This window comes from Mesorhizobium sp. Z1-4, from assembly GCF_004000235.1.
Lineage (GTDB): Bacteria > Pseudomonadota > Alphaproteobacteria > Rhizobiales > Rhizobiaceae > RCIO01.
The window spans coordinates 1-240 of record NZ_RCIO01000029.1; the positions used below are offsets into that span (position 1 = coordinate 1).

The following is a 240-nucleotide window of genomic DNA, read 5'->3' on the forward strand; positions in this document are numbered from 1 at the left end:
CGGGCTTCCGAGTCATGGAGGGTTCGGCTAACGCCGACACGCTCTGGTTCTGTAATTCGGACCCGGGCGGCACGATAGGCGTTACGACCGTCCTCATTGAGGAGTTTGAAGGCGGTGGCGGCGCCTCGAGTGCGGCCACCATCGCAGCGCTTGAGGCGATGACCGCCGAATCCGGCCTGGTTGTTTATCTGGCGCAGACGGGCCGCGCTGGCTGGTTCGTGTTCGATGCCTCCGATCTTT

1 protein-coding gene is annotated in these 240 nt (G+C 63.3%); it reads left to right on the top strand.

Annotated features, from left to right (window positions below; translation table 11 throughout):
- Positions 1–14: 14 nt before the first annotated feature.
- Positions 15–240 (top strand): hypothetical protein (locus EP165_RS20335; RefSeq protein WP_164743133.1); only part of this gene is annotated, 226 nt, incomplete at its 3' end.